This is a genomic window from Idiomarina zobellii, assembly GCF_900100855.1.
Taxonomy (GTDB): Bacteria; Pseudomonadota; Gammaproteobacteria; order Enterobacterales; family Alteromonadaceae; genus Idiomarina; species Idiomarina zobellii.
In genome coordinates this window covers 222,782-249,230 of sequence record NZ_FNCB01000003.1, presented here as the reverse complement: position 1 = coordinate 249,230, position 26,449 = coordinate 222,782, and the positions used below count along the sequence as shown (strand labels likewise).

24 protein-coding genes are annotated in these 26,449 nt (G+C 48.3%); 11 read left to right on the top strand and 13 right to left on the bottom strand.

From position 1 onward, the window contains the following. Positions 1–407: 407 nt before the first annotated feature. The 3 genes from hemN to BLT32_RS05285 form a co-directional block, all read right to left on the bottom strand. Positions 408–1,769: an oxygen-independent coproporphyrinogen III oxidase gene (gene hemN, locus BLT32_RS05295; protein ID WP_053953240.1), complete on the bottom strand. Its 1,362-nt coding sequence runs from the start codon at positions 1,767–1,769 to the stop codon at positions 408–410. Between the two features lie 102 nt (positions 1,770–1,871). After that, positions 1,872–2,276, bottom strand: coding sequence for a YbaN family protein (locus BLT32_RS05290; protein WP_053953239.1), 405 nt, complete (start codon positions 2,274–2,276; stop codon positions 1,872–1,874). Positions 2,277–2,314: 38 nt separating this feature from the next. Further along, positions 2,315–3,505, bottom strand: coding sequence for a murein transglycosylase domain-containing protein (locus BLT32_RS05285; protein ID WP_053953238.1), 1,191 nt, complete (start codon positions 3,503–3,505; stop codon positions 2,315–2,317). 107 nt (positions 3,506–3,612) lie between these two features. On the opposite strand from BLT32_RS05285, the gene BLT32_RS05280 reads away from it, so the two are divergent. From BLT32_RS05280 to BLT32_RS05260, 5 genes are read left to right on the top strand one after another with little or no spacing between them, the layout of a single operon-like run. Further along, positions 3,613–6,276 carry a M14 family zinc carboxypeptidase gene (locus tag BLT32_RS05280; protein WP_053953237.1) on the top strand — a complete coding sequence of 888 codons (2,664 nt, stop codon included), beginning with the start codon at positions 3,613–3,615 and terminating at the stop codon, positions 6,274–6,276. Positions 6,277–6,285: 9 nt separating this feature from the next. Continuing rightward, on the top strand, positions 6,286–6,948 hold the full coding sequence (locus tag BLT32_RS05275; protein ID WP_053953236.1) for a potassium channel family protein: 663 nt from the start codon (positions 6,286–6,288) through the stop codon (positions 6,946–6,948). Next, positions 6,945–8,315, top strand: a complete 1,371-nt coding sequence (locus BLT32_RS05270; RefSeq protein ID WP_053953235.1) for a TrkH family potassium uptake protein — start codon at positions 6,945–6,947, stop codon at positions 8,313–8,315. Before BLT32_RS05275 ends, BLT32_RS05270 begins: the two co-directional genes overlap by 4 nt. 32 nt (positions 8,316–8,347) lie before the next feature. After that, positions 8,348–10,240: a methyl-accepting chemotaxis protein gene (locus tag BLT32_RS05265; protein ID WP_053953234.1), complete on the top strand. Its 1,893-nt coding sequence runs from the start codon at positions 8,348–8,350 to the stop codon at positions 10,238–10,240. Positions 10,241–10,265: 25 nt separating this feature from the next. Next, on the top strand, positions 10,266–10,703 hold the full coding sequence (locus tag BLT32_RS05260) for a DUF4399 domain-containing protein (RefSeq protein WP_053953233.1): 438 nt from the start codon (positions 10,266–10,268) through the stop codon (positions 10,701–10,703). Here BLT32_RS05260 and dinB read toward each other — a convergent pair. Continuing rightward, the gene (dinB, locus tag BLT32_RS05255; RefSeq protein ID WP_053953232.1) at positions 10,700–11,770 is read right to left on the bottom strand and encodes a DNA polymerase IV; all 1,071 of its coding nucleotides are present in this window, start codon (positions 11,768–11,770) and stop codon (positions 10,700–10,702) included. The genes BLT32_RS05260 and dinB overlap by 4 nt on opposite strands. 83 nt (positions 11,771–11,853) lie before the next feature. Here dinB and BLT32_RS05250 point away from each other — a divergent pair, with 83 nt between their 5' ends. Together BLT32_RS05250 and BLT32_RS05245 are read left to right on the top strand one after the other, a co-directional pair. Continuing rightward, positions 11,854–12,279, top strand: a complete 426-nt coding sequence (locus BLT32_RS05250; protein ID WP_053953231.1) for a c-type cytochrome — start codon at positions 11,854–11,856, stop codon at positions 12,277–12,279. A 222-nt stretch (positions 12,280–12,501) separates the two neighbouring features. Then, positions 12,502–15,102, top strand: a complete 2,601-nt coding sequence (locus BLT32_RS05245; protein ID WP_053953230.1) for a sensor domain-containing phosphodiesterase — start codon at positions 12,502–12,504, stop codon at positions 15,100–15,102. Here the strand turns inward: BLT32_RS05245 and rep are convergent. Continuing rightward, positions 15,099–17,111, bottom strand: a complete 2,013-nt coding sequence (rep, locus tag BLT32_RS05240; protein WP_053953229.1) for a DNA helicase Rep — start codon at positions 17,109–17,111, stop codon at positions 15,099–15,101. The two genes, BLT32_RS05245 and rep, sit on opposite strands and share 4 nt — an antisense overlap. A 110-nt stretch (positions 17,112–17,221) precedes the next feature. On the opposite strand from rep, the gene BLT32_RS05235 reads away from it, so the two are divergent. Together BLT32_RS05235 and BLT32_RS05230 are read left to right on the top strand one after the other, a co-directional pair. Beyond that, positions 17,222–17,467, top strand: a complete 246-nt coding sequence (locus BLT32_RS05235; protein WP_011233471.1) for an accessory factor UbiK family protein — start codon at positions 17,222–17,224, stop codon at positions 17,465–17,467. A gap of 9 nt (positions 17,468–17,476) precedes the next feature. Continuing rightward, on the top strand, positions 17,477–18,217 hold the full coding sequence (locus tag BLT32_RS05230) for a ferredoxin--NADP reductase (RefSeq protein WP_082343177.1): 741 nt from the start codon (positions 17,477–17,479) through the stop codon (positions 18,215–18,217). A gap of 12 nt (positions 18,218–18,229) precedes the next feature. On the opposite strand, the gene BLT32_RS05225 is transcribed toward BLT32_RS05230, so the two are convergent. From BLT32_RS05225 to BLT32_RS05205, 5 genes are all read right to left on the bottom strand, one after another. Continuing rightward, positions 18,230–18,547 (bottom strand): CcdB family protein, encoded by a 318-nt coding sequence (locus BLT32_RS05225; RefSeq protein WP_053953228.1) that lies wholly within the window; start codon positions 18,545–18,547, stop codon positions 18,230–18,232. Beyond that, positions 18,547–18,792 carry a type II toxin-antitoxin system CcdA family antitoxin gene (locus BLT32_RS05220; RefSeq protein ID WP_053953260.1) on the bottom strand — a complete coding sequence of 82 codons (246 nt, stop codon included), beginning with the start codon at positions 18,790–18,792 and terminating at the stop codon, positions 18,547–18,549. Before BLT32_RS05220 ends, BLT32_RS05225 begins: the two co-directional genes overlap by 1 nt. Positions 18,793–18,925: 133 nt before the next feature. After that, entirely contained in the window at positions 18,926–19,657 is a 732-nt protein-coding gene (locus BLT32_RS05215; protein ID WP_053953227.1) for a DsbA family protein, read from the bottom strand. Between the two features lie 29 nt (positions 19,658–19,686). Then, entirely contained in the window at positions 19,687–20,217 is a 531-nt protein-coding gene (locus BLT32_RS05210; protein WP_235443961.1) for a protein disulfide oxidoreductase, read from the bottom strand. Further along, positions 20,201–22,285 carry a protein-disulfide reductase DsbD family protein gene (locus BLT32_RS05205; protein ID WP_053953225.1) on the bottom strand — a complete coding sequence of 695 codons (2,085 nt, stop codon included), beginning with the start codon at positions 22,283–22,285 and terminating at the stop codon, positions 20,201–20,203. The genes BLT32_RS05210 and BLT32_RS05205 overlap by 17 nt, the downstream gene beginning before the upstream one ends. Positions 22,286–22,325: 40 nt before the next feature. Here BLT32_RS05205 and BLT32_RS12910 point away from each other — a divergent pair, with 40 nt between their 5' ends. Both BLT32_RS12910 and BLT32_RS05195 read left to right on the top strand, forming a co-directional pair. Next, positions 22,326–22,496, top strand: a complete 171-nt coding sequence (locus BLT32_RS12910; RefSeq protein WP_176764945.1) for a hypothetical protein — start codon at positions 22,326–22,328, stop codon at positions 22,494–22,496. A 398-nt stretch (positions 22,497–22,894) separates the two neighbouring features. Next, positions 22,895–24,433 (top strand): YifB family Mg chelatase-like AAA ATPase, encoded by a 1,539-nt coding sequence (locus BLT32_RS05195; RefSeq protein ID WP_053953223.1) that lies wholly within the window; start codon positions 22,895–22,897, stop codon positions 24,431–24,433. On the opposite strand, the gene BLT32_RS05190 is transcribed toward BLT32_RS05195, so the two are convergent. The 3 genes from BLT32_RS05190 to BLT32_RS05180 are packed head-to-tail and all read right to left on the bottom strand — an operon-like array spanning position 24,415 to position 26,405. Next, positions 24,415–25,176, bottom strand: a complete 762-nt coding sequence (locus BLT32_RS05190; RefSeq protein ID WP_053953222.1) for an HvfC family RiPP maturation protein — start codon at positions 25,174–25,176, stop codon at positions 24,415–24,417. The two genes, BLT32_RS05195 and BLT32_RS05190, sit on opposite strands and share 19 nt — an antisense overlap. Beyond that, positions 25,160–25,990 carry an HvfB family MNIO-type RiPP peptide maturase gene (locus BLT32_RS05185; RefSeq protein ID WP_074668903.1) on the bottom strand — a complete coding sequence of 277 codons (831 nt, stop codon included), beginning with the start codon at positions 25,988–25,990 and terminating at the stop codon, positions 25,160–25,162. Before BLT32_RS05185 ends, BLT32_RS05190 begins: the two co-directional genes overlap by 17 nt. Then, a complete protein-coding gene (locus BLT32_RS05180) occupies positions 25,980–26,405 on the bottom strand; it encodes an HvfA family oxazolone/thioamide-modified RiPP metallophore (protein WP_053953221.1) in 426 nt (141 codons plus the stop codon). The genes BLT32_RS05185 and BLT32_RS05180 overlap by 11 nt, the downstream gene beginning before the upstream one ends. Between the last annotated feature and the right edge of the window lie 44 nt (positions 26,406–26,449).

Here is a 26,449-nt window from a genome sequence, read left to right as displayed (position 1 = left end):
CTGGCCCGAATCTCCTGGGCTATGCTACACAAGCAGCAGGAATTTAAATTGAATTAAAACAGTATTTAAGTCTCATCCAGCAATGCGTAGTTGCATGGTGCAACAGGTAAAACCGACCCTTGAGATGCCGAGAGAACCTAGTGAGTTATAACTCAGAAGGGACGATATAGCGCCAAGGGTGCGGTTATCCATGAAGGCCAGAGCTCACTGAGGAATCACTTGCAGCTCAAAACAGGCCGTATATACGAGTGCAGTTTTATCCTGTCCACCTCACGCAAAGCTGGTTAGCAACAAGGTGAAATTATGTAACTAAACAACTTGCGTAATGTGAGGTGTCCATATATGGGTTAACGGCGTCTCTCTGGTAACAGATACCCGGCCCGGAGAGAGCGTTTCCCTGCTGTCCGCTAAACCACTTTGGAGTACCTATTCTGGCCGTGGTCCAGATATTCGTCGAAACAAGCACAAATGCTGCGTACCCAAAGGCGGCCTAATTCTGTGACGCGAAGTTTTTTGTCGGAGACGTCGACTAAACCGTCTTCAATAAATGGTTTCAGTAGCGGTATGGCTTCGGCGAAATGTGCCCAGAAATCATCGATATTCCACTGTGATTTAAAGGCTTCTATATCGAGCTCAAAGTGGCAGATGACTTGTGAAATAAGTGCTGCACGCACTTTGTCTTCGTCGGTTAATGCCATGCCTTTAACAATGGGCTTTTGTCCGCTATCTATCATTTTGTAGTAAGCCGGTAGCTCTTTTTCATGCTGCCATAGCACACCGTTAACCTGGCTAATAGAGGACACGCCTAAGCCTAGTAATGCGTCCTGACCGTCTGTGGTGTAACCCTGGAAGTTACGTTGTAAGCGACCTTCGCGTTGGGCAATGGCTAAGCCGTCGTCTTTTTTAGCAAAGTGGTCCATGCCAATAAACTGATAGCCGGCGTCGTTGAGCTGAGTAATGGCTTGTTCGAGCAAGCTCAACTTAACTGACGGCTGTGGAATGGACTCTTCGGGTATTTTCTTCTGACCGGCGAAGCGCTGTGGTAAATGCGCGTAGCTGAATACGGAAATGCGATCGGGATCCATTTCAATGACTTGCTCTATCGACTTCTTAAAGGTTTCCGGGCGCTGGTACGGCAGGCCATAAATTAAGTCGAGGTTAATTGAGTCAAAGCCCAGCTCTTTGCTGAGTTTTAACTGATGTGCAATAAGGTCGACATCCTGCACGCGGTTAATGGCAATTTGTACTTTTTTATCAAAGTCCTGTACGCCATAACTGACACGGTTAAAGCCGAGTTCGCGCAAGTGACGTAGTTTCTCATCGCTGCAGCTGCGCGGGTCTATCTCAATGCTCACCTCTGGGTTTTCGGCAAAGGTAAAGTGCTGATGAACCAAGTCCATCAGCCGTGTCAGTTGTTCCTCGGTCAAAAAGGTAGGCGTTCCCCCACCTAAGTGAATTTGACGAATTTTCTTGTTTTTAACTAATGGCTGATACATCGCCATTTCTTGTGCGAGGTAGTCTAGATATTTGTCCGCTTTATGCTGGTGGCGGGTAATAACCTTGTTGCAGCCGCAGTAATAGCAGAGCTTATGACAAAACGGCAAATGCAGGTATAAGCACAGCTCATCGCCGGCGGTTTTCAGTGCATTGGCAATGCGATCTTGAGAAAACTGTTCAGACAACATTAATGCCGTTGGATACGATGTGTATCTCGGGCCATTAATATTGTATTTAGTAATTAACCTTTTGTCCCACTTAATAACTGACATATGAACCTCAAATTCAGACTAATCTCCGTGTATTTTAACACTGAGGCCATTTGTACAGTTCCGAAGCAGGTGACTTAGATCAAAGTTCTTCCTTTTATAAATTTAAGGAGAATCAGTTTTTGTTTTCGGTGGTGACTCTGGTCGACTAGCTAACCAACTTCCGACGGTAATTAAAACGAGTCCCACGATTACTTTTAGCCAATTTGCGACTTGAGGAACAAATAGCCAAAGGACTACATAACCACAAGCCATCATGATTAGGGCATAGGCTTTAGAGCGTCGTTTAATGACTCGATACTCCCGCCATACCTGAATATCTGAACCGTACTTAGGGTGATTGATTAACCATGACTCGAGCCTTGGCCAGCCCTTACTCGCGGCCCACAGCGCAGCAATGAGAAACGGAACAGTCGGCATAACCGGTAACGCAATCCCAATTAACCCCAGCAAAACAAAAAATGCAGCAAGTGATCGCCAAAGTATCTTAATGAATAGCTCTCGGGTCATTACTTCCTTTCCGATTAAATATGCATGTTTAGGGGTAATTAGTAGTTCTGCTTAAAGTACATTACTTTTTCTAAATAACGACGACTCTCTGCCAATGGGTGTTTCGATATTAAGCTCTGGTAAACAAGGCCGGGCTGGCTTCGGTTTATTATTTGTAAAGCTCGGCTGCGGTTGCTGGAAAATGTTTTTAGTACATTACCGGCGCCGCCGTTGTAGGCTGAAATAATAGCATACTCTCGGCTATTCGGGTTTGAAACAGCCTTTAAATATTGAGTATTTAATATGTGAAGGTAGGCGCTGCCAATGTCGATATTTTGTGCAGGATCAAACAGCTGTTGAGAAGTGGGCTGTCCCGGTATTTTTCGAATGCGCTCGAACACGTCACGGCCGGCGGTTGATGGAACAACTTGCATTAAGCCATAGGCATTTGCGTGACTTACCGCATAAGGATTAAAACTGCTTTCCGTTTCAATAATGGCGTAAATTAGTTCAGGTTCAATCTTATACCGTTGGGCGGCGGCTATAACGTAGTCTGAATATTGGTGCTTTCGTAGTGACTTATGTTCGTCGACAAGTGGGATTCTTACCTCGTAAACATCTGTGTCCTTGGCCTGACGAATCTGAAGCTTATTCTTTACTAAATATTTCGCAAAACGATTCGCCCTCCATTGGTATTCAACTACGACACCGTCATGGTCAACGACTTGCCCGCTTAAAAATGGTTTGCCGGAGCCCTTTGGCTCTTTGGCTGTAAATATATCGACGGCAGTTAAATCTGACGGTGTTAGTAATGTGCGCACGATTGCTGCTTGCAGCTTTTGTCGGATCTGAGTTTCGGTTTCGCCGTCCTGTAACGTCGCAACAGTGAGTAATCCTTTTTCAAAGTCGACCACGGCTTTGGCATGAAAGTTATCGCTGTATTTAACGTATTTTTTCGCGCTGGGAACCGTGTTTTCCTCGTCGCCCCAAATAGCTTCAGCAACGGCACGCAGGTCACGCAAAGCCTCGCGTAAGTCTTGAATGTCGCTAATAAGCAGTTGTGGGTTGTTGCGGTAGCTTTGCAAACGTTCACGTGCCATAGATTCCACTACGGCGGTTGGATCGTTACCGCTAAGAACGCCGGAATTAATCACGCGTTTTACGTTATTAGGTGTTATTTGGCATCCGGCCAACACTAACATTGTGGCTATAGCCGCCAGCAGCGTGGTTAATTGAGTCTTTTTATTCATAGCGCCTAAATTGAGCTTCACTTCCCTTGTTCAAGCTTTTACATTAGGGGAACATAAAAAGAAACCCTAAACACTATTAAAAGGTGTATTGAACAACAGGAATAACCATGCGCAGTCTCAAAATTGCGGCGCTTGTCGCCGCTTCTTGGTTTGTTTTTCCCTCACATGCCCAGCAACTGGCTGGGGAAAGCTCACTGCTACCTGAAGCCAACTATGCCGATTCGGAAGTAACGGTCGAGCAGGTGCTTGGTTATCCAATAGGTACCAAGATAACGAGCTCGGCAGACATGAGTCGCTATTTTGAGGCGTTGGAAGCGGCTTATCCTAAGCAGGTGAAGCTTTTGGAGTACGGCGAAAGCTGGGAAGGTCGCACATTGTATTATGCGGTTATTTCCAGCGAAGAAAATATTGCCGACTTTGACGGCTTTATGCAGGGTATGCAGTCACTCGCGGATCCGCGCAAGACCAGCCGAAGTGAGGCAGAAAAGCTGATTAACGAACTGCCGGGTAGTATTTGGCTGTCGTATGGTGTTCATGGCAATGAAATTTCGTCGCCGGAAGCCTCTATGATGACGGCGTATCATTTGTTGCATGACCAACGCGAGCAAACGCAGCGCTGGTTAGACAACACCATGGTCTTTATTGACCCACTGCAAAATCCGGACGGTCGGGCACGTTTTGTTGACCGCTATTACATGAGTGTTGGCATGGAGCATTCGGGTGATCGCCGCAGTGCGGAACATAACGAGCCCTGGCCAAACGGGCGCACAAACCATTATTTATTCGATATGAACCGAGACTGGATTGCGCTGACGCAACCAGAAATTAGCGGTCAAATTGATGCCTTGCTGAAATACTACCCGTTGGTGTTTGTAGACCTGCATGAAATGGGTGGTGATTCTACCTACTACTTTACGCCGGAAGCCCGTCCTTATAACCCGTTAATTACAGAGTCTCAGCGCGAAAGCCTGAACTGGATAGGCAAAAATAACGGCCAGTGGTTCGACAAAAAGGGGTTCGACTACTTCACGCGCGAAATTTTCGATGCGTTTTACCCGGGCTACGGTGCCAGCTGGCCGCTCTATTATGGTTCGGTGGCAATGACTTACGAAATGGCGTCCGCTCGCGGGCATTTGTTTAACCGCAAAGACGGTGACGTACTGACCTATGCCGACGGGGTTCAGCAGCACTTTATTGCGTCTATTTCGACCATTCAAACAGTGTCAGAACGTCGTGAAGCGTTACTACAGAAATTCTGGAATTATCGTAAATCCGCCGTGGAAGCGGGTGAAGACGGCGACGTTCGTTCGTTGATTTTACCGGCAACAGATGACCCGGCTGGCGCACGTAAACTAGCGTCTTTGTTGGTTGAGCAGGGGGTTGAAGTTAAGCAGGCAGAGCAGGCCTTTGAAGTGTGCGACGTTGACTACCAACCGGGCGCTTATATCGTTGATATGGCACAGCCGTCGCATCGTCTTATTCGCACACTGATGGACGAACAAGTCGACATGGCGGACGACTTTTTAAAAGAGCAGGAACAACGCCGCAAGAACAACCTGCCAGACCAAATTTATGACGTAACTGGCTGGTCGTTACCACTAATGTTTAACGTGGACAGCCACAGCTGTGATGACTTGCCTGACGTAAAAACCGCTATGGTTGAAGAAGGTCGCATTGCCCCGGGTAAAGTGATTAATCCGGACGCAGAAGTGGCTTATTTAGTGCGTTGGGGCGACATGAACGCGGGGCGCTTTTTAACTTCTGCCTTACGTGAAGGCTTAAGTGTACGCCAAAGCGAGTTAGCCTTTACTCATGAAAAAGCGGGTCAATTCCCAAGTGGTTCTCTTATTCTGAGGGTTGCGGATAACGGTAGTGAGTTGTCACAAACTCTGCAAAAACTGGTAGAAGAGTCCGGCGCGACAGTGGAAGGCGTTGATACCAGCTGGATTACTGAAGGCCCAAACTTTGGCTCTCATAATGTCAGTCAGTTAGAAGCGCCGAACATTGCCATTGCCTGGGATGAACCGGTGAGTGCGTATAACGCTGGCCACACGCGTTTTGTGATTGAGCGTCAAATGGGTTACCCGGTAACCGCAATTCGCACCATGCAGTTGATTCAGGATGATCTGAACGGCTTGGACGTGTTGATTTTACCGGAAGGTGGTTATGACGGTGTGTTCACCGACAGCACTATTGAGAAGTTGAAACAGTGGGTGTCAGACGGCGGCGTGCTATTGACCTTAGGTGGTGCGTCAGCCTGGGCTGTCGATGCCGGTCTTCTTAATACCAAGCTCGAGCGCAAAGTACCGGAAGAAGGTGTGGAAAAACCGGCAGAGGAGTTAAAAATTGACGGCAAAGTGATTGAAAGCCGGGAACAATTTTTAACGGAAATAAAACCACATGGCGCTGATCCAGACTGGGTGCCTGGTGCGCTGTTAAATGCGCAAGTCGATACTGACCATTGGTTAAGTGCGGGTGTAAAACCGCAAGTCGTCAGCATTTATAACGGCAACGACGTGCTGACCCCTATCGACATTAACCATGGCCGCAACATTGCATGGTTTGCCGACGCAGACACTATGCTGGCAAGTGGTTTCTTATGGGATGATATTGCTAAGCAGCTGCCTTATAAGCCGTTGTTAATATGGCAACCCAGTGGAAAAGGTATGGTAATTAGTTTTACTCAGGAGCCAACCTACCGCGCATACATGGATGGCTTGAATACCTTATTAATGAATGCACTATTTTTAGCACCAGCGAAAGCGCAATAGGAGCGAACTATGGCTGAATTTGGCGTTATTGGTTTAGGGCGTTTCGGCGCCCGGACTTCAATGGAGCTTTTAGACCTTGGACACTACGTCATTGGTGTCGACTCAGATGAAAAAGCTGTTGAAGCCATGGCGGAAGTGCTGACGCATTCGGCCATAGCCGATGTGACCGATGAAAAAGCACTACAAGAGCTCGATTTAGCCAATTGCGAAGTCGTCTTAGTGGCTATTGGCGAAGATCTTCAAGCCAGCTTACTCTGTGTTTTGCACCTGAAAAGCATTGGTGTAAAAGAAATTTGGGCCAAAGCCACGTCTAAGTCACACCATCAGATTCTCTCCAAACTGGGGGTAAGCCGCATTATTCATCCGGAAGAGGAAATGGGCATTCGTGTAGCGCAGTCACTGAACTACCCCATGGTGAATGAGTATATGTCGCTTGGGCATAACTGGTTTTGTGTGGAAATCAGTATTGGCGAGTATTTAAAAGGTAAAAAATTGCGCGATGTTTCCTCTGAAGACTCTGAATTTTTTCACATGTTGCTGCTGAAAAAGCGTGATGAGGTAACAACTAATCCGTCAATGGATATGGAGTTGGAAGGTAATGAAACTTTGGTAATGGCAGGTAGTTTAAAAGCTCTGAAGTCCATTGCACCTAAACTGAAAGAGCCTTCATGAAACAGTGGGTTCCCTCGTTAGCTTGGTTATACAGAAAGCCCGGCCGGCGCAAGCGTCGGGCTTTTAAAGCCAGCCCGCCGGTCATTTTGTCAGGAGGCTTTGCCTGCCTGATTCTATTGGGTACTTTGTTGCTGAAAATTCCGGGAGCCACGGAGCAGCCTATCACTTGGTTGGAAAGCCTGTTTACTGCAACGTCGGCCGTAACTGTAACCGGGTTGGTGGTAGTGGATACCGGCGCAACGTACAGCGTATTTGGGCTGACTGTGTTGGCTGTGTTGATACAGGCGGGCGGCTTAGGTTTTATGACCTTCGCGGTGTTGGCCGCTATGTCGCTTGGTGGCCATGTCGGACTTCAGCATCAGTTAATGGCTAAAGAAGCCATGCATCAAACCAGTCTTGCCAATATTGGTCGTACGGCTAAAGCAGTGGTGTCTTTGGCACTGACGGTTGAGGCCGTTGCCGTAGTGGGTTTAACACTCACCTGGTGGGGTGATAAAGGCTTTGTAGACGCCTTATCGGAAGCGGTATTTTACGCCATTTCTGCCTTTAACAGCGCCGGCTTTGTGCTCTCGCCTAATGGTTTAGTCGATTACGCTAGCAGTATTCCAGTGAACCTTATTGTCAGCATTTTATTTGTCATTGGTGGCTTGGGCTTCTCGGTTATTACTAACATTGCGGAGAAGCGGCGTTGGCATGACTTTTCGGTGTATACCCGCGCGATTTTAATCGCCACGCTAATTATTAATGTGCTCTCTGTGGCCATTATTTGGTTGTTAGAAATGAACAACCCGGCCACCTTTGCTAATTTGAGTATTGGGGATCAGGCAATGGCGGCCTGGTTCCAGGCAACAACCCCCCGTTCGGCAGGTTTTAATACGGTTGATACCGGCGCTATGACAGAAGCCAGTGCCGTATTCACGCTATTGCTCATGCTGATTGGCGGCGGCTCAATGAGTACTGCGGGCGGTATTAAGTTAGGCACCTTTATTGTGCTGTTAGTGGCAACCTACGCTTTTTTAAGACGCCGCGAACACGTGACTTTGTTGAACCGAACTGTGCCACAGGAAATTGTGATGAAAGCGCTGGCGGTGACCTTAGTTACGCTCACTTTAATGTTCCTTGGCATATTTATCCTAATGATTTTGAATCCGCTGCCGTTTATAGATATAACCTTTGAAGTTTTATCTGCGTCGGCAACAGTGGGACTTTCTCGTGGCATTACTGCCGATGTTACTGCCGCAAGTCAGGTAGTATTAGTATTTTTAATGTTTGCCGGCCGTGTTGGGCCACTGACATTGGCCTATTTTTTAGCGACGCCGCGTAAACGACACATACGTTTCCCTGAAACAGATATTCAGGTTGGTTAAGCAACACTTATAATAAAAAGCGATTAAAAATCATGCTGAAGAAACTGAAGTTCACTCAAAAAGTCATTGTCGCTGCATCGGCGATACTGGTGTTGGTCTTAGGTATTTTTACCTTGACTAATTTTTTGCAAATGTCGACGCAAACTCGGACGGAGCTTCAGCAGCAAATGCAGGCATTGTCGGACTCGGTGTCGAACAATATCTCACAATGGTTTAACGACCGCATGAGTATCGTGCAGGCCACTGCCGATGCTTATAAAACCGCTGATTCAACCGAGCGTGCACTGGAGCGTGTGCAACAGTCAAAAGCGGCAGGCAATTTTAAAAACGTGTATTACGGGTTAATTGACGGGACCTTCTTGCTCGATGACACCAACATTGACTTGCCTGACGACTACGATGCCCGCACACGCCCCTGGTATCAGCTGGCGGTCGATGAGGGACAGCCGACTTACACTACCCCCTATATTGATGTAACCACTAATGAGCTTACTATTACTGCCGTAGTCCCAATGGAACGCAATGGTCGTTTAGTGGGTGTTGCCGGTGGCGATATGATGCTGGACGATATTTCCGCCATTATTAATGACATTGACTTCATGGGAATGGGACAGGCGTTTCTGGTCAGCGACAGCCGGAATATTCTGGTTCATCCGAACAATGACCGCATAGAAACTTCTCTGAATGACTACATAGACAGTTCGGTGTCGTTTTCCCCGACTTTTAAAGAATACGAGGTCGATGGTCAGGACAGCTTGGTGTCTTTCCATAAAATTAAAGGCATTCAAGGCGTCGACTGGTATTTAGGAGTCGTCATTGACCGCACGAAAGCTTATGCCGATGTGTCTACCTTTGGTTGGACAGCTATTGTGTATCTAGTGCTGGGTATTGTCGCGGTTGTTGTGTCCATGAGCTGGCTATTACGACTGCTACTAAAACCACTTAACCGACTGAATGAAGCGGTAACCGATATTGCCCGCGGTGAAGGCGATTTAACGCAGCGATTGCCAGTGGAATCTGATGACGAATTTGGTGTTGTCTCACAACGGATGAATGAGTTTATTGAGCGTATTCAAAATGCCTTACAAGAAGTGACAAACGCTGCGAAGCAGGTTGAGCAAAACATTCAGAGTATGACTAAGGCCAGCGACGATTCGATGCACATAGGTCATGAGCAAGCGAACAAAGCGAACTCTGTGGCTACGGCCATCAACGAGCTTGGCGCGAGTGCAACTGAAATTGCCGACAGTGCGGCGAAGGCGTCTGCGCAGGCTAGCACCGGTAGTGAAAAAACCACTGCGGCTCAACAGGCGTTGCAACACAATCGTCAGCAAATTCAGCACTTGTCTGAACGAATGGACGCATCAGGGCAGGCGATTGGGAAACTCGACGAAGACACGCAAAACATTGGTCAGATTATTGAAGTGATTAAAGGCATTACCGAGCAAACAAACTTGCTGGCACTTAACGCCGCGATTGAAGCTGCGCGAGCCGGTGAAGCCGGTCGTGGCTTCGCTGTTGTCGCCGATGAAGTTCGTAACTTAGCCCAGCGCACCTCTGATTCGGCGGCCGAAGTTGAAAACATGATTGAGGAAGTGCGGCAGGGCACTAAGTCAGCAGTCAGCGTCATTGAAGAAAGTCGTGAAATTAGTGACGCTTGCGTACAAAGTGCTGAGGAGTCTGCTGAGCACATGAGCGAAATTGATGCCATTATTTCGCAAATTGACGAGGTCAACCATTCGGTTGCGTCTGCAACAGAGCAGCAAACCTCAGTGATCCAAACGCTCGATAAAGACATTATGGATATCAGTAGTATGAACGAGCAAAGTGTTGCTAATCTGGATAATACCCAGCAAGCGTGTGGCGAGTTAAGCCGTGCATTTGAACGCTTGGAAGAATTGGTGACACAGTTTAAACTGAATTGATACATCTCAAATAACGGAGTTTTATATGAATAAGGCTTGGATGATTGGCGCAGTTGCGCTTATAGGTACGCCGGTACTGGCAACCGCTGAAGCTGCTCAGATGGAAAGAACGGAAGCGTCAGCGAATGCACAGGCTTATATTATTTCACCCCAAGACGGTGAAGTGGTTGGCGAAACCTTTAAAGTGAAATTTGGCTTGAACGGTATGGGCGTTGCTCCAGCGGGTGTTGATGTTAAGCATACCGGGCATCACCATTTATTAATCGATAAAGACGAACTGCCAGCTATGGACAAACCTATGGGTGGTGACGTTATCCACTTTGGTGGCGGCCAAACAGAAACTATGGTGACTTTGGAGCCGGGCGAGCATACTTTGCAACTTATCCTGGGTGACAAAAACCACGTACCACACGACCCTGCGGTAGTGTCTAAGAAAATCACCATTACCGTTAAAGACGACTAATCGAGCTCGAGCTCAAGTTGCAGCTGTTCACTGGGATCAGGTAATGCAGCACTGATCCCTAACAGCCTTACCCCTTTCCTTTTACCCCGTTGCCAGGCTTCGCTCAGCAACTCATAAAACAAACTGGGTGACACAAACTGAGTGCTTCTTGATACTGTCGTTTGAGTAAAGTCTGAGAACTTCAGTTTTAGCGTCTGGCTTCGTATGGGTTGTTCTCGCCAGTGTTTTACTTTCATGCGTTCACGAAGTTTTGGCAGTAAGTTTTCCTGAACGTAAGTTTGTGCGGTGGACTCTAGCTTCATGTCAGACGTTAATGTCTGCTCCACACCAACGCTTTTGCGGATACGTTCAGTAACTACTTCCCGCTTGTCGCGACCATGGCAGCGCTCAAACAAAACATAACCCGCTTTTTCGCCCAGTATCTCCTGAAGTTGTCGCAGTTCTATGTTTTGAATGTCCTTACCTGTCATTAAGCCATAGTTAGTAAGTACTTGCTGACTCTTAGGGCCAACGCCGGGTATTTGCTTGAGGTTGAGTTTGGCTATGTAGCCGAATACGTCGTCAGGAGGTACGACAAACTGACCATCCGGTTTGCGTTCTTCACTAGCGATTTTTGCGACCATTTTTTGATTGGAGATGCCTGCCGAGCCGGTTATTCCTAGCGAACGAATACGCTCTCTCACGGCGTTCATAGTTAGTGTCGCACTTCCCCGATAAAGTTCGTTATGGGTCAGGTCGAGGTAGAATTCATCAATAGATGCGGGCTCTACTCGGTGAGTGACTTCATAAAGAACGTCCAGTACTTGGTTGGATAGTTCGCGGTAATAACTGCCGTCGGGTTTGACGAAGGTCAGTTGCGGGCAAAGTTTTCGTGCCTGACTGCCGGGCATGGCACTGCGAACGCCGTATTGACGTGCCAGGTAATTAGCTGTGGCAACCACACCGCGCTCGCCGCCACCACCGACCGCAAAAGGCCGATTCTTAAGCTTTGGGTTACGCAATTCTTCCGCAGATGCGAAGAAAGCATCCAAGTCAAGAAGAGCAATTTTTCGGGCAATTTCAGCCAAGTGTTTATCCTTTGCGCATTTGTGGTTATAATCGCATCCACTAACTGGGCGTGCAAGAACACCAGCCATTTTAGGAGAAACCAGTGAGAGTTATGAATTCATTCTTTGTTAAAAGTGTTTTAGGTACTTTGTCTTTGTTTTTTACGCTGTCTGTAAGCGCAGCGTCAGTGCAAGACGACATGTCTCGTGAAGCTATCGCTGAGCGCATTAAGCCTATTGGTAAACATTATGTGGCTGGTGAGAGCAGTGCTGCGGAAGAAAGCAGTGGCCCGCGCTCAGGTCAGCAGGTGTATGATAAGTTCTGTACTGCCTGTCATACCAGTGGTGTTATGGGTGCACCGAAAATTAACAATGCAGCAGACTGGGAAGAGCGTCTGGCTCAGGGTATGGATACTGTATTGAAGCATGCAGTTGAAGGTTTTAATGCGATGCCGCCCAAAGGCACTTGCAGTGACTGCTCTGAAGAAGAAATTCAGGCCGCAATTGACTACATGACGAAAGATATCTAAGTCAAAAATTCTATTGTAAATGTCATAAAAGGTCGCTTGTTGCGACCTTTTTTAACGTCAATTGACGTGATCTCCTATTATTTTTTCTCTGAATATTCAAATTTTTTCGCAAAATCTTTCCAAACGTCTGACCACTGTCTATACTACCTACCTGTTAAAAAAGTTAACATCTGTTGATTAAGTGTACTTGGCAGGGAGAGTCGTGCTTAAAGGTAAGCAGAAATGACAAAAGGAAAGGTAAGTAACGCGCAAATTCAGCAATTACAGACTGAAAATGAGCGCTTACAAAGGGTCATTGATAGGCTTAAAGGCCTGACCCAAAAATACCGATCCGCTGAAGTGGTTCAAAAGGCGCTGTTTCGTATTTCGGAACTGGCGGCGTCTGCGCGCGAGATGGATAACTTCTACCGTTCCCTGCATGAAATTATTGGCGAGCTGATGTATGCGCGTAATTTCTACATCAGTTTGTATGACGCGAAAGACGAAACTGTCGACTTTGTTTACTTTGTCGATGAAGTGGACCAGGACACCCTGTTTGAACAAGTACCTATTGACCAGCTAAGCAAAGGCCTAACTGGTTATGTGCTAAGGAAAGGTCAGTCACTGCGCTGCCCGCCAGAGGTCTATCAGCGTTTAATTGAACAAGGTGAAATTGAAGGGCTCGGTGCGGAGCATAAAGACTGGCTGGGTGTACCGCTTAAACATGGTGAAGCCACCATCGGCATTATGGTTGTGCAAAGCTACAACGAAGACGTGCGTTATGACAGTGCGGACGAGGACTTGTTAATGTTCGTGTCTCAGCACGTTGTTAATGCGCTCGAACGTTTGAAGCAACGCGACTTAATGCAAAGTGAAATTGAGCATCAAACGGCTGAGCTACGCCATGTCAACGAAAGTCTGATGAGCGAAATTACCATTCGCGAACGCGCGGAGCAGCAGACCTCGGTACTTTTTGCCATTTCGGAGTTAACCAATACGTCAGACGACATGGGTGCGTTTTACCGGCAGCTGCACCGACAAATTGGTAAGCTTATTCATGCTGACAACTTCTATGTTGCGCTACTGTCTGACGATAAGAAATTTATTCACTTCCCTTACCACGTCGATGAAACCGGTAATAAAGCAGAGAAAAGGCGGGTGGGTAAAGGCTTAACCGAGTACGTCATTAAAAAGCGGGAACCTGCTTTTATTGATTCAGGCAAACGTCAGCAGTTGCTTAAAACCAATGAGATAGAGCTAGGTTTTGGCGGCATGAAACTCGCCAAGCAGTGGCTGGGCAGCCCGCTGATGATGAACGGCCAAGTGTTTGGTGTTATAGCGGTCCAAACCTACGATGGTGAGTTCTTGTACCAAAGTGATGACCTGGAGCTGCTGAACTTCGTATCGCAACATGTTGCGGTGGCGATTGACCGCAAGCGCTCAGCCGAAGAAATACAACGCGTAAACCAATTCCTTGAAAAGAAAGTCGCAGAGCGCACCGAAGAGCTAGTCTCGGAAATTGAACGACGCAAGAAAACCGAGTCAAACCTGTTCCACGCTGCGCACCATGACAACTTGACTGGGTTGCCGAATCGGATTTTATTTAATGAACGCTTAAAGCAAGCCGTTACGCACAAACGACGACACCCGGAGCATCATTTTGCGGTGTTGTTTGTCGACTTAGATCGCTTTAAAAACATCAACGATACCCTGGGCCACTCAGCGGGTGACGAATTCCTGTTGGAAGTCAGTAAGCGTATTGGTAGCTGTGTGAGAGATAACGACATGGTCGCTCGTTTAGGCGGAGATGAGTTCGTTATTCTGCTGGATACCATTACCTCTATTGAGGACGCAAAAGACGTTGCTAAACGCATCATTCAACAAATGAATGAACCATTCCAACTGAACGGACAAGAGCATTACTCGGGCGCAAGCATTGGTATTGCCGAGTGCCTTGAGAAAACAGACTCAGCAGAGCGTCTGCTGCGTGACGCCGATGCGGCGATGTATCAGGCGAAAGGCATGGGACGTGGTCGCTATGTGCTATTCGATGACAGTATGCACGAGTCTCTGGTGGATAGCGTCAGAAAAGAAACGGCGTTGCGACATGCGAAAGTTGAGCAAGACTTTGCGGTAAATTATCAGCCTATTATGCAAATCGATACAGGCGAGGTCAGAGGTATTGAAGCGCGTATTGAGTGGCAAGACCCGCGTTATTCATTCGACAGCAGTGAACTGCTACCGCTTGCAGAGCGCACCGGGCTTATTGTGAAGCTCGACCGTTATGCACTCAAAACCGCGTGTCAGTGGGTTGCGAACAAAGGTCTTCCGCAAGACGTTTTGCTGCATGTGAATTTGTCCGTGCGTCATTTGCTTAAAACAAGTCATTTGAACGAGCTGGTTAACATTGTTCTGGATAACGGTGTTAAACCAGAGCAGGTGGCGTTGGAGTTTGATGAAACCTCATTAGTGCAGGACGGTCGCCGTGTGTTGGCCAGCCTGAGGCGTTTATCCGAGTTTGGCTTTACGTTGGCAATAGATAACTTTGGCAGCGGCTCAGGGCCATTACAGTTCTTATATAACTTCCCGTTCAGTATTTTAAAACTGGACCATCACTACATAGCACGCCTGGGTAGCAATTCGCGTGCGCAGGCCATGCTTAAACATATTGTGACGCTTTGCCACGAGCTTGATATTCAGGTTTATGCTGACGGCTTAGAAACCGAAGGTCAAAAGCAGGATGTCGAAGAACAGGGGGTTGTCATAGGCCAGGGCAGTTATATTAATGCTAACTATGAAGTGGAACTGAAAAAAGACGACGGCAGTAACTTCGTCTGCGCTTAAGACTTCTTCAGCGCATTCTTTAGCATTTCCAGCCCCTGACTTCTTTGCTCTTCCCGCTCTTCATCGGTTTTCTGCTTGCGGTGTTCCCACTCTAAGTCATCCTGAGGCAGTTCTAACAAGAACCGACTGGGCTGCGGCTCAAGCTTCTCCCCAAACTGACGGCGCTCTTTGGCCATAGTGAAGACTAACTTATGCTGTGCCCGTGTTATGCCCACGTAAGCAAGCCGACGCTCTTCTTCAATATTGTTTTCATCAATGCTGCTTTGATGCGGCAGTAAGCCTTCTTCCATGCCCACCAAAAACACGTAAGGAAACTCCAGACCTTTGGACGCATGCAGAGTCATTAACTGCACCTGCTCAAACTGCTCGTCGTCTTCGTTGCGGGACATCATATCGCGCAGTGACAAGCGGCTGACGACCTGGTCCAGTTCCATAGGCTCATGTTCGGCATCGCCTTTTAGCATATCGGATACCCAGCGATGCAGCTCATAGACGTTTTTAACGCGCATCTCAGCGGCTTTGGCACTGGGACTTTGTTCAAACAACCAGTCCTCATAGCCGATATCGCTCAGCAGTTGTCGTACGGCATCTCCTGCACTTTCTTGATGATCAGCCTGACGGGCGAGGGTATCTATCATATTACGGAACACGTCCACATGCTGAAAAATGCCGGTGCTGAGCTGCGTTTTTAAATGCGGTGACTGGCAGGCCTCAAATAAGCTACAACCGAGCTCCTGTGACAAACGCCCAATACGCTCCACGGTTTGCGGACCAATGCCACGGCGCGGGGTATTAATGATCCGCAAAAACGCCGTATCGTCGGTGGGGTTCACCAGCAACCGAAGGTAAGCCATAATGTCTTTGACTTCTGCACGGGCAAAGAATGACTGACCGCCGGTTATTTTGTACGGAATGCGGTTGTTCATCAGAGCTTTTTCAAACAGGCGCGACTGATGGTTACCCCGGTATAAAATGGCAAAATGGTGATACGGCGTTTTACGTAAAAAACGGTGCTTCACAATCTCGGCCACCACGCGCTCTGCTTCGTGCTCTTCATTTCGGCCAAAGATAACACTCAGCGGTTCACCGTATTCCATCTCAGAAAACAGCTTTTTCTCAAAGACGTGTGGGTTATTTTCAATGAGGATGTTCGCCGCCTTCAGAATGCGTCCGTGGGACCGGTAATTCTGCTCCAACTTCACCACTTCCAGCTGCGGAAAGTCCTGCTTTAACAGTGCCAGGTTCTTCGGCTGCGCACCGCGCCAGGAGTAAATGGACTGGTCGTCGTCACCCACCACGGTAAAACGGGCACGCTCGCCCACCAGTAATTTAACCAGCTGGTACTGACTGGTGTTAGTATCCTGATACTCGTCCACCAATAGGTACTGAAACTTTTTCTGCCAGCGCGCGCGGGCGTTTTCATTGGTTGCCAGCAATTGCGTCGGCAGACGAATCAGGTCATCAAAGTCGACGGCATTACAGGCGCTCAGGTTATTCTGGTATTGCTGATAAACCTGCGCGAAGGCATTCTCCTGATCGTTTCCGGCTTTTTCTAAGGCCTGCTCGGGCGAGAGCATGGCGTTTTTCCAGTGGCCTATCTGGTGCTGACAGGCTTGAATCAGCGCTTTGTCGCCCTCAAATACATCTTCAGTTAAGGCATTCAGCAGGGCAAAGGTGTCCTGGTCGTCGAATAAGGAAAAGCCGGGCTTAAACCCCAGAGTGCTGAGTTCGCGCCGGATAATATTCAGCCCCAGAGTATGAAAGGTACACACGGTTAAACCGCGCAATTGGGTTTTCGGCAAGGTTTGCGCAATACGCTCTTTCATTTCTTTGGCGGCTTTATTGGTAAAGGTTACCGCGCCAATTTGGCGTGCCGTGTAAATTTGTTGACGAATAAGGTAGGCAATTTTCTCGGTAATCACCCGGGTTTTACCGCTACCGGCCCCGGCCAGTACCAATAAAGGACCCTGAATATAATGTACAGCCTGGTTCTGGCGATCGTTCAGCATGGGCGCCGTAGAGTTCCTGATTCGTGAAAAAGCCGATAAGAAGCTCGGATTTTACCTGAATCTCCTGCTAAGCTAAACGAATAAGCAACGATTTACACAAAGAGAGACTTATGGATAACAAAACAATAGAGAATATTGCTCGCCAAATTAACGACAGCATGCCAGCCGGTGTTAAAGAACTGGCCGGTAATATGGAGCAACGTGTTAAACAAACCCTGCAGTCACAGCTATCTAAGCTGGATTTAGTCACCCGCGAAGAGCTGGATGTACAGCAACAAATGTTACTGCGCTTACGTGAGCGTGTTGAACTGTTAGAAAAAGAGCTGGAAGCGACCAAGAACCAAAACAAGGACTAAGTCAGACGTATGATCCAATGGATTAGTGGAAAAGTTGTCGAGAATTACCGTTGGAGTTCTGGCGTTTTCAGTTTGAGAGTTGTGGCCGAGCCGTTTGACTTTAAGGCAGGGCAGTTTGTCCGTTTAGGCCTGAATGTGGGTGGCGAGCAGCTATTGCGTGCCTACTCGCTGGCCAGCGCGCCGGGCGAAGCCATACTGGATTTTGTCATAGCCGAAGTGGAAGACGGCGAGCTCAGCACTAAGTTAGCTCAGTTACAGCCGGGTGACAGCGTGGACATAACTCAGCCCGCAGGTGGTTTTTTCACGCTGGACGAAGTGCCGGACGGCGACAGCTTGTGGATGCTTTCTACGGGAACCGGCATTGGCCCGTTTATTTCTATGCTAAGAACCGAAAAGCCGTGGGAACGATTTAAACGCATTAACCTGGTGCACGGCGTACGCGTGGCGGAAGACCTGGTTTATCAGGGGCAAATAGAGCAGTGGCAACAAGAATACCCAGGTCAGCTGGGTTATCAGCCGGTGATTACTCGTGAAAATATTCCCGGAGCTCTATCTGCACGTATTCCTGAACTGATTAGCTCTGGCCAATTAAGCGATGCTCTCAACACGCCGTTAGACATCAGCGCACAAGTCATGCTTTGTGGTAACCCTGACATGATAAAAGAGTCACGCGCCGCGCTGGCTGAATTGGGGCTTGCCAAAAACACCCGGCGCAAGCCTGGTAACGTGACTTCGGAAAACTATTGGTAAAGCTAGTCTTCGTTATATTCCAAAAAAGAGCAGATCAATAGCCGCGGTGATTTTATCTCTGTCGTGGGATAGATCATCGACTGTGTTAGTGAGCTGAGTTTTAGAAATACTCGCCATATCTTGTGTCATCAATGCGAATGTCTTTCCCTCAACGGTAACATCCGGGTTTAACTGGGTGAGTTGAAAGGATTCAGCCAGCGCAGTGGGTATCAAAGGTATAACTAAGGTTGTCGATAAGGCTGACAGCAGATCGCTCTGCACATCAATAAGATAGGGGTAGGTTGTGCGTGTCGCTGTATTGTTATTGGCGTAGACGGTGAATTGAGCCATCAGAATTTTCGCACGCTCTCGCTGAATGTTCCGTTGCGCTCTACAAATTGATTATACGCTTCCATTGCGTCAGAGTTTTCCTTCAGCCAATGCGCTTGTTCTTTCAAACGAATTTGTTCCTTCAATGCAGACTCAAGTGTCGCCGATAAATTGATATCAAGCGATTTTGCTTTTGCCAGAAGTTCAGCGTTAATACTGACATTTGTCGGCTTCTTTGAAGCAGAAACGGTTTTGTAAGCAGTCATTTTATCACCTGTTATTAAAAATGCATAATTCATGCGCATTAACTATGCGCATGAATTATAGCAGAGTTAACTTCAGATGGTTAACCCTTTATCCTTGAGGTTTCACAATAGGCTGGTGATAAAATGACACTGATTAATTCAGATCGAATTGTGTTGTCGCTATTTCTTCCAGCTTGTCATAAGGGATGTAACCGGGCGTTACCTGCTGACCAATGATAATGGTCGGTGTGCCGCGAAAGCCCAAGTCGCGAAACGCCGACATATTTTTGCGAATAACCGCTTCGCTTTCGCTGGACGGTGACAAAAAGGCCTCGGTACCCGTGACTTGCGCAACGCTTTGCAGTGAATCGGCGGTGTGCATGCCTGACTTTTTCATCATTAAGTTGTGGGCTTCAAAGAATGCCTTAGGGTCATTGCGCCACAGATTCAGCCCATAAAGTGCGGAATTGGTTTTGAGCCCATCAACCTGTTGTTGGCGTAAAGGCACAAAAATGTTCACAACCTGAATAGACGGGTATTCCTCAACCAGCTTATGCAGGCCGGGCTCTAACTTTTTGCAAAACGGACAGTTGTAATCGGTAAACACAATTATTTTATGCGGCGCATCTTGGTCACCTAAAATTGGATGTGCCGCCGACTGATACAGCCACTCCTGATGGTTAGCGAAGGCGTTTTTTTGCTCACTTTGCTGTTCTAAAAAGCGCTGTAAGCCTCGGTGAATGTTTGGAATTAGCTGCGGGTTTTCACGCAATAGCTGTTCGACTTTCTCCAAGTCTTCTTCTTGTTGTGGGTTTAAATCTTGCGCAAATACGTTGCTGCTAAAGATAAAAGCAACGATGAAAAACGTTTTATAGATAAAATTCATACAACTTTCCTACTTAAAAATGAGTTACTTCAAAAAAACTGGTGAAACCAAAGGCGAATAAACAAACCCGGAGGCGTTGTGACTCCGGTTGTCGCTGAAACAATGTCACCGTTTTCAATAATGATGATGGTTGGCGTGGCAGATACCTGCCAGCCGTTTGATACGCGGTTGAGGTTGTCGTTAACAATAGGAAATTCATACCCTTTCGCCTGCGCGTAGCGCGTGAGTTTGTCGTTGTCGCCGGAGCGCAATGCCACGCTAATGGTCGGGTAGTGGTTGCCAATGTAATCAACCGTCGGCGAGACCGCCGGGCAAACAGGGCACCAGGTTGCCCAGAAATACAGCACAACCGGGCTGTCCTTGCTCATCTCGCGTAAGTTGTATTGCTCGCCGTTTATGTCCGTTAGTGACGATAGCTCCGCCGGAACAGACTCCGGCACGTCACTATTACGAAAGGCATCAACTACGAAAGCGACAACCGAGAACAGGACAATATAAAGCGCTGCGGTTCGTAGCCGCTTTGCCCACGACGGCTTAGTTTTGCTATTGCTCACGAGCATCCTCCAGCGCGTCCATGACGTTGTCTTTACTGAGCACTACGGGCAGGGTTATACCGTCCGGAGCGCCGGGTCCGTAGACTTTGTTAAAGGGCACACCAAAGGTATTGTTGGCCTTTAAGTATTGCGTGATGTTCTCGTTGGCTTTGGTCCAATCGCCGCGCAGGCGGGTGACATGTTTCTGACCTAAGGCTGTAAATACCGGGTCTTGCAGTAATACGCCCACTTTATTGGCCTGGCAGGTCACACACCAGTCTGCGGTCACATCCACAAACACGGTTTGGCCACTGGCAACGGCTTCATCAATACGCTGCTGGGTTAGTGGCTGCCATTGGTGGTCCTGTGGTAGTTTGTTGACCCAACGGTCCGCGGTAAGAATTAACGTCGTACCGACAACGGCAGCTAATACCAAAAAGCCACCAATGGATAAAAACAGAGCTTTGCGGCCATGCACTTTACCAATAATCACCAATGTCAGAACTGATAAACCGACGGTTAGCACCAGGAATAGCTCGTTGCTGATAAAGTTTTTCAGCAAGGTTGTTAGCCAGACCGTGGTTGCCAGCATCATAATGGCGAAAACGGGTTTTACCCACTGCATCCAGCGACCGGGTTTGGGCAGTAACTTGGCGGTTTTCGGGAACACGGCTATAAGTAACCAGGGCAGCGCCATACCAACCCCAAGCGCGGTAAAAATCAGCAGAATAACCGATGACTCAGCAGCTAATGCAAAGGCCACTGCGGTGCCTAAAAAAGGCGCTGTACAAGGTGTTGCCAATACGGTGGCCAGCATGCCTTGCAGGAAGTGCCCTTTGTAGCTGTTATCGCCAGCGGTTGCGGCACTGGTACTCAAAGACGACGGCAATTTAAACTCAAAGGCGCCCATTAAGTTCAGGGCAAATACCCAGGTAATAGCGACTAATGCGGCAATGAAGTAAGGGTTCTGAAATTGAATACCCCAGCCGACAGAACCGCCTGACCAGCGCAATGCCATAAGCCCCAGGGCAATGATCAGAAACGAGCTGATAATACCCAGTGACGACGCAAAAAACTGCTTACGCACGACCTTCGGCTCATGTGCACCAGACAACATCAGGCTTTGAACTTTCAGGCCCAATACCGGCAACACACAGGGCATAATGTTCAAAATAAGCCCACCCGCTAACGCCATAAGTAGAATGCCCCACAGTGGCGGTGCATTATTAGCAATGGTGCCTGCGGTTAGCTCGATCTTATATTCGGCGGCAAACTTTTCATCACTAACCGTTGCTATGAGCTCAGCGCCGCTAAGATCCGGCAGATCCAGCCAGTGGCTAACATCAATATTCGCCGTGAGCGTATTTCCTTCCACCTGAATATTCGGTGATGAAAACTCTGCGTCGGCCAGAGCTTCGTTGTTGCTGTGTATAAACAGTTGAGGTTCTTGCCAGCCGCTGTCACGCTCTATGGTCAATTGAACGCGCTGGTTGGCGTCGGACCAAATAGCCTGCTTCACGTTATTGCTGTCGTACTCCCGAGGCACCTTGCCCATGGCCGGATTAAAGGCGAAGGCACGATCACTGTCGACGGTCAGGGTGTCCAGGTCAACGTGCAAGTCAATTGGGTAGTCCGTTAACACACAAACGGTGGTACAGGACGACATAGTCAAAGTACCGCTAATTTGCGCCTGCCTGGCATCCGGGCTTAGCTGTATCATTAACGGAAAGGTCAACGACCCCTGATACCCAACGGTATCAATACCCTGAATGCTGTAGCGCGAGGGCACCGGCCAGCGCCATTCAATATCGTTAATATTGGATGACTCGGACCAGTCAAAGGTTGGCGGTATGCCGCCTTCCCCCGGCGAGCGCCAGTAGGTTTTCCAGCCCTCATCCAGCTCAACATGCAGCAGGGCGGGTAGTAGGTTGCGCTCAGCCTCATAGTGGCCGGTCAGTTCCAGCTTCACCGATACCGGCGGATGATCTTCATGACTCAGCCAACCGGTAGACGGCGTTTCTGCGAGGCTTTGCGCGCTGTAAAGCAGCAACGCAGCAATAAGCGATAGCAGCCACAACGGTAAAATTTTATTCATACATTACTCCTGAAGTTAGTATTCCAACGATGAAAACCCGATGGAAGCGCTACTCCATAAAACAACAAAATACGGCGTGGGGTCGCCTTTTACAGGGAAAGAGAAAAAGTGGCGGCGCGAGCTGTTTGTTTACAGTGGTCCTCAGCGCCAAAGTCAGAAGAACAAAGAAAGACAGTGCCGCGTAGGTTATGTCGGACTGAAATTGCTGTAATAAATGCGTTGTCTTGTCGCAGTCGGCTTTGGCATTTTCGTGTTTTGTGCCTGAATCCGCATGGCTTCCGGCAAGCTGTTCAGCCGCTGGCGCGCCCTGATGCTTAGGGCAGCCTTCCAGCCAACCGAAGTTTTGTCCCCAACACAGTGCAAATACCAGCAATAGCAATGGTGCTATATACCGACCTTTTCGACACTGTTGATTCAGTTGGTGGAACATGTTGTTGGTGACCTTTGGTTATTCGGTTTGTTCTTAATTAGGGCAAGATGATGACAGAAGTGGGGGTAAAATCAAGAGAGGAAAGGCGCGATGTCGGTCAACGCTTGGCGGTCTTGGCTTACAGACAGCAACGCAGCTTGTACTTATAGTAACGCCGTTGTTTAGTCAGGGAGAGACACATGGCGTTAGCGCGAGTCTATACGAGGGCACTGATAGGTATTCATGCGCCGGAAATTCGGGTTGAAGTGGATCTTGCCCGGGGGATGCCTGGGTTTACTATGGTTGGCATGCCTGCAACCACGGTTAAGGAAGCGCGCGACCGGGTTAAAACCGCCTTGATGAATGCGGGGTTTGAATACCCGCCGGCCACGCGTATTACGGTTAATTTAGCACCTGCAGATATTCCGAAAACCGGTGCCCGGTATGACTTAGCTATAGCCGTGGGTATATTGGCGGCTTCGGGGCAAATACCCGATACCATTTTAGAAGAAGCAGAGTTTTACGGGGAGCTAGCGTTAACAGGCGAACTACGTGCTGTGAATGGACTCATTCCTGCTTTGTTAGCCTGTCGCGAGAAAAAACGCGAGGCGTTTGTGCCTATAGCTAACCAGCAGGAGGCGGGGCTAGTTCGAGACCAAAAAAGTTGGTTAGCGGCAGACTTGGTCAGTGTGTACGAACATTTACATGAACATCAGCCGCTTCGAGAGTCCAAACCAGTAGACTGGGCGTGTCAGGCGGAAAGTAATGAAGGCGATTTAGCCGATGTAGTCGGGCAGGAGCAGGCAAAACGGGCTTTGTTATTGTCCGCTGCGGGTAAGCACCATTTGTTATTTGTGGGTCCGCCAGGCACGGGCAAAACCATGCTGGCGCAGCGCTTGAGTGGCCTATTGCCGTCATTGACTGAGAAAGAGGCGATGGAAATAGCCGCGGTTAAATCGGTGTCTTTTGACTACCACGGGACAGAGGCATTAACTCAGCGTGAAGTGAGAAGCCCACACCATACGTGCACTGCGGCTGCTTTAGTGGGTGGGGGTACCGGTAATTCTGTTCGCCCCGGAGAAATATCATTAGCGAATCGGTCGCTGCTTTTCCTTGACGAATTACCCGAGTTTAGCAGGCACGTATTGGATTGTCTGCGCGAACCATTGGAAAGCGGTGAAATTACGATTAGTCGTGCGGGTCATAACGTTAAATTCCCCGCAAACTTCCAACTTGTTTGCGCATTGAACCCTTCCCCCTGTGGTCAGTTCGATGGCTCGTTAGCTAATTGCCGCTCTACACCCGACCAAATTCTCAAATACCTAAATAAGCTGTCGGGTCCATTGTTAGATCGTATCGACATTCAGGTGGCGGTACCCCGCGAAACATCGAGCCTGCGGTTAGATGGAACTCAGGTTACGGGAGAGACTAGCGAACAAATGAAGCAACGGGTTATTGCAGCAAGGCAGCAGCAATATCGACGCCAGGGATGTCTTAACAGCGAGCTAAAAGCAAGCGAAGTTGTGTCTCATTGTATGCTAACTGACGCTGACCACGAGTTTCTTATCACTGCGATTGAAAAACTAAAACTGTCGCACCGGGCGTATCACCGAACATTGCGGTTGGCACGCAGTATTGCCGATCTGGATAATCAGAAAAAGGTGCAAAAACCTCATTTAGCCGAAGCGATGGGCTATAGAGCATTGGATCAGCTAATTGATCAAGTGCGTTCGTTATGAGCACCCAAAATGGCGCCCCATTCGAACAGTTCCTGTAGCGCTTGCTGTGCGTGGTGATGGAAGCTGGTATCAGCGTTTATACCAAGCTGCATGGCCAATTGCTCGATGGCATCCTGCCCTGAACTAATGTCTTTTTGCTGTAATTGCTGCCAAAGCAGACCAAATATGGGGGTCATGAGACGAAAACCGATGCTCAGATCAGGCTTACGATAAACCAGTACCAGTGTATCCTTTTTTTCCTGCAAAGTGGGCTGCCGTTCAATACTGATCTCATGCACCGGGTATTCGTAACTTAACAGCCAGGCGGCGTCGGATAACACCGGTTTACCATTAACAAGGTCATCGCTAAGCTGTTGTCGCACCGCTAAGGTATCTTGTGGAATGTTGTCTAGTGCCAACTCTACCCATTCGTAATGCATCAGTTCGAGCAGAAAGTCGGGCTCGGTGGTGGTAACTGCGTCACTTTCTCTTAGAAAAGACAAAAACTCGGCGGCAATCTCATTAAAATAAGGGGACTGGCTGCGGTGGTGAATTAGAAACTGGCGCACAGCATGCTGCCACCAATCACTACTCATAATTGAGCATGCGACTGGAAAAGCGGACCGGGTAAAATTGATGAGATTATTAAAAACCAGTTCCTGGTACACGCTCATCCGTCGTGGTTCAATACCAAGCGTGTTATGGTCACTTGGGTTTCTGACCGCGGCAGTAAACTGTTGCTGGATATTACGAAACGATGGCATGCTGCGTTGCCTGCGTCTTGCGAATAGTTGCAAGTTCGTTGCTAAGCGTATCAAGCGATGGAATATTAAAATCGCGCTCAAGCAACGTCGGATGACATCCAGCGTATTGATAACTGGTCTTTAATAATTGCCAGACCGGATCGATAACATCGGCGCCATGGGTATCTATAATTAAATCCGCTTGCTGCTGATAGTGTCCGGCAATATGCATATAGCGTATCCGTTCAGCGGGCAGTCCAGTAATAAACTGAACCGGGTCATAGCAATGGTTGATGCTGTTAACATACACATTGTTTACGTCTAGCAACAAATCACAGTCGGCTTCAGCCAATACCGCATTAATAAACTCAAGCTCGTTCATATCTCCGTCGGGCATCGCATAAAAAGAGACATTTTCAAGCACCAAAGGGCGTTCCAATACGTCGCTGACGGTGCGGATACGCTCGCTCACGTGTCCGATTGCATCGGCTGTAAACGGGATTGGCATAAGGTCGTACAAATGCCCCTCGTCCGAACAGTAGCTTAAGTGTTCGGAATACAGTTCTATGTCGTAATCATCCAGAAAGGCTTTCAGGCGCCTCAAAAAAGGAAGATCGAGCGGCGCGAAACCGCCGATAGATAACGATAGGCCATGCGTAGTGAACGGCACGCGCTCACGTAGCGCCCTTAATTGGTGTTGTAAGCGCGGTCCACTGTTCATCCAGTTTTCGGGCGCAATCTCGAGAAAGTCGAAGGGGAACTGATCACACTGGATCAGCTCCTGATACATCGAACGACGATAGCCTAAACCAACAGTATCGCTGTTAAGCGGCACCGCACTTGCCTTCTTTGGACTTCTCTTTTGCTTCTTTGGCTTTATCTGACATTTTTTCCTTTGCTTTGTCAGCCATCATGGCTTCACCGCACTTGCCTTCACCGCATTTTCCTTCTTTGGCTTTTTCCGCCATTTTTTCTTTTGCTTTGTCAGACATCATGGCTTCACCGCACTTACCTTCGCCGCATTTTCCTTCTTTGGCTTTTTCCGCCATTTTTTCTTTTGCTTTGTCGGACATCATGGCTTCACCGCACTTGCCTTCGCCACACTTACCCTCTTGCTGTGCGGTAAACGCATAGCCGGAGGTTAACTCTGTGGAAGCAAAAGGATTTTCCGCACTGGTTGCGGGTAAGGATGCACCCAGCGCCATAGCAGCGCCCACAGATGCAATTAGGGTTTTATTTGCGTAACTCATGTTGTTAATTCCTCTTTGGCAATAGCTACAATGGCTATTCACTC

What these genes read in the sequence shown, in the direction of transcription:
- hemN (WP_053953240.1), bottom strand. Translation starts at nt 1,769, where the DNA reads ATGTCAGTTATTAAGTGGGACAAAAGGTTAATTACTAAATACAATATT.
- BLT32_RS05210 (WP_235443961.1), bottom strand. Translation starts at nt 20,217, where the DNA reads ATGCTCGTGAGCAATAGCAAAACTAAGCCGTCGTGGGCAAAGCGGCTA.
- BLT32_RS05235 (WP_011233471.1), top strand. Translation starts at nt 17,222, where the DNA reads ATGGATAACAAAACAATAGAGAATATTGCTCGCCAAATTAACGACAGC.
- BLT32_RS05180 (WP_053953221.1), bottom strand. Translation starts at nt 26,405, where the DNA reads ATGAGTTACGCAAATAAAACCCTAATTGCATCTGTGGGCGCTGCTATG.
- BLT32_RS05205 (WP_053953225.1), bottom strand. Translation starts at nt 22,285, where the DNA reads ATGAATAAAATTTTACCGTTGTGGCTGCTATCGCTTATTGCTGCGTTG.
- BLT32_RS05190 (WP_053953222.1), bottom strand. Translation starts at nt 25,176, where the DNA reads ATGCCATCGTTTCGTAATATCCAGCAACAGTTTACTGCCGCGGTCAGA.
- BLT32_RS05275 (WP_053953236.1), top strand. Translation starts at nt 6,286, where the DNA reads ATGGCTGAATTTGGCGTTATTGGTTTAGGGCGTTTCGGCGCCCGGACT.
- BLT32_RS05245 (WP_053953230.1), top strand. Translation starts at nt 12,502, where the DNA reads ATGACAAAAGGAAAGGTAAGTAACGCGCAAATTCAGCAATTACAGACT.
- BLT32_RS05195 (WP_053953223.1), top strand. Translation starts at nt 22,895, where the DNA reads ATGGCGTTAGCGCGAGTCTATACGAGGGCACTGATAGGTATTCATGCG.
- BLT32_RS05230 (WP_082343177.1), top strand. Translation starts at nt 17,477, where the DNA reads ATGATCCAATGGATTAGTGGAAAAGTTGTCGAGAATTACCGTTGGAGT.
- BLT32_RS05290 (WP_053953239.1), bottom strand. Translation starts at nt 2,276, where the DNA reads ATGACCCGAGAGCTATTCATTAAGATACTTTGGCGATCACTTGCTGCA.
- BLT32_RS05215 (WP_053953227.1), bottom strand. Translation starts at nt 19,657, where the DNA reads ATGAATTTTATCTATAAAACGTTTTTCATCGTTGCTTTTATCTTTAGC.
- BLT32_RS05280 (WP_053953237.1), top strand. Translation starts at nt 3,613, where the DNA reads ATGCGCAGTCTCAAAATTGCGGCGCTTGTCGCCGCTTCTTGGTTTGTT.
- BLT32_RS05220 (WP_053953260.1), bottom strand. Translation starts at nt 18,792, where the DNA reads ATGACTGCTTACAAAACCGTTTCTGCTTCAAAGAAGCCGACAAATGTC.
- BLT32_RS05260 (WP_053953233.1), top strand. Translation starts at nt 10,266, where the DNA reads ATGAATAAGGCTTGGATGATTGGCGCAGTTGCGCTTATAGGTACGCCG.
- BLT32_RS05225 (WP_053953228.1), bottom strand. Translation starts at nt 18,547, where the DNA reads ATGGCTCAATTCACCGTCTACGCCAATAACAATACAGCGACACGCACA.
- rep (WP_053953229.1), bottom strand. Translation starts at nt 17,111, where the DNA reads ATGCTGAACGATCGCCAGAACCAGGCTGTACATTATATTCAGGGTCCT.
- BLT32_RS12910 (WP_176764945.1), top strand. Translation starts at nt 22,326, where the DNA reads ATGGAAGCGCTACTCCATAAAACAACAAAATACGGCGTGGGGTCGCCT.
- BLT32_RS05285 (WP_053953238.1), bottom strand. Translation starts at nt 3,505, where the DNA reads ATGAATAAAAAGACTCAATTAACCACGCTGCTGGCGGCTATAGCCACA.
- BLT32_RS05270 (WP_053953235.1), top strand. Translation starts at nt 6,945, where the DNA reads ATGAAACAGTGGGTTCCCTCGTTAGCTTGGTTATACAGAAAGCCCGGC.
- BLT32_RS05265 (WP_053953234.1), top strand. Translation starts at nt 8,348, where the DNA reads ATGCTGAAGAAACTGAAGTTCACTCAAAAAGTCATTGTCGCTGCATCG.